The 2,089-nt window shown below is 50.6% G+C and carries 1 protein-coding gene; it reads right to left on the reverse strand.

Features of this window, described 5'->3' with window-relative positions; all coding sequences use genetic code 11:
* The coding region (locus ACRCZA_RS10790) for a methyl-accepting chemotaxis protein (RefSeq protein WP_438674440.1) at window positions 1–1,652 on the reverse strand (1,652 nt) is incomplete at its 3' end.
* Window positions 1,653–2,089: the final 437 nt, after the last annotated feature.

The following is a 2,089-nucleotide window of genomic DNA, read 5'->3' on the forward strand; positions in this document are numbered from 1 at the left end:
ATTTCTTCTAATGACTTAGCCGCGGCATTGGCATCTGCCACACTGTGACTCGCCAAATTTTGGCTGCTTTCCATCAGGCTCACTGCCCGCGCAGTGGTGCGTTGCAGCACATCAATGGTGGCATGAATTTCTTGGGTCGAGTCCTGAGTGCGACGGGACAACACACGCACCTCATCGGCCACCACCGCAAAGCCACGGCCTTGCTCACCCGCCCGCGCCGCTTCAATCGCCGCATTGAGGGCTAATAAATTGGTTTGCTCGGCAATCCCTTGAATCGTGGCTAAAATGCTGGAAATGGATTGGGCATGTCGATTTAACTCGCCGATGACATCGGTCGCTTCACCGACCTCATTGGCTAAGGAATTAATCGAATGTTGAGTTTTATGCACTAACTCTTTGCCCTGCAAACTGCTGGCCGCCGATTGCTGCGCGGCGGTGGCGGTATTTTCGGCATTGGCGGCAATTTCGTTGGTGGCGCTGGCCATTTCTGTTACCGCGGTCGCGACCATCGTCACTTCTTGTTGCTGGCGCTGTAACTCGCCCACCGTGGTGTGCGTGGTTTTAAGGCTGCGCTCGGCATCGACATCCAGCTCGTTTGCTAAATGGCGAATATGGCTGATGAGTTGGTGTTGGCTCCCGACAAAACGGTTAAAACTATCGGCCAGTACGCCCACCTCATCCTGAGTATCGACCTCGATACGCTGGGTTAAATCCCCGTTACCGTTGGCAATATGCAGCAGTGCTTGTGAAACCCGGCTTAGCGGCCCTAACAAGAGATTGACTAACCAAGATATCGCCAAGACGCTCAGCAATAATACGACGGTTGATAGGCCTAATTGGACCAGCAGCAGCGAGGTTAAGGGCGCCTCTAGCGTTTCTTTATCCAGCACGATAACCAGTTGCCAATCGGTATTGGGGATATCAACGCCCCATACCAATTTATCTGTGCGCTCGTTTTCAAAATACATCGGCAGCAGTGTGCCAGTCTGGCGGCTTTGCTGGGGTAAATTGTGGTTAAGTTCGTTGTCGATGTCGCTGATGGGCTTCATCGCCTTGGTTGCATCTTTGTAAGCGATAACCGTGCCGTCGCGATGCTGCATAATGGCATAGCCGTTGGCGGGTAAGGTCATGCGATTGACGCTCTCAACTAAACTGGCAATGGAGAGATCCCCCCCAACCACGCCCCGAGGCGTTGCCTGCGCCATGGTGACCACTAAGATGTTGTATGCCACATCCAAGTAAGGTTTGGTGAGGATAACGCCGCGCTCATTCATAGCCTCTTTATACCAAGGACGCGTTCGCGGATCGTAACCGGTGCGATCAATGCTGGGATCGGAGTCCAGCATGTGCCCGGTTTGGGTACCATAGTAGGTGAGTTGGAAGCGTCCAGAGGCTTGCGCCTGCTGTAATACGTGTAAACTATCCCCTTCAACCTTTGACGCCAATGCCCCTACCACATCCGAGCGCCCGGCTAACCATTCTTGAATGCGCTCCGCCTGCTGATCGCCCAGTCGTTGCACTTGCTCTAAGCTATTTTGCAGCAACAATGATTTTTGACTGGAATAGCTTTGCCATGACAACAAGCCAATCACGAGAGAAAGCGCGATCACGACCGAAATCAGGATCTTCTGTTTAAGCGAGTATGAGTTCATTTTGGTATCTACGGTTGTGCACAAGTTGGACGGAAGGGGCTGTGCCAAGGGCGGTTTAGTGAAACTCAATTACCGTTTTGGCTAAAGCCATTCAAAAATTAGGCTAATTTTCGCACATATTGCACCGTAAACAAAGGAACACTTATCATTATGGCGATAAAAATCATTTGCAAAACATTGTGTTAACTTTAGGTGTTTATCTGTAGCAATTATTAACATCAGAGCTGCAATGATATTGGCAATATCAGAAATGGATGTTTAAAACATCGGTCGGTGAAACCCAAGGCGCTTTGGGATTAAGATAAATGCTGGATGAAGGTGGATGTTTTGCCAACGGCAGCTTGCTTCAACGTGGGGATGTTAGAGGTGACATGCGCTCGCTCCTTTCTCGAAAGCTTGGCAGCACTCTCCCTTTTTCAGGATTGTTGTCGCATCGG

Origin of the sequence: Shewanella sp., assembly GCF_051658185.1 — a bacterium.
Taxonomy (GTDB): domain Bacteria; phylum Pseudomonadota; class Gammaproteobacteria; order Enterobacterales; family Shewanellaceae; genus Shewanella.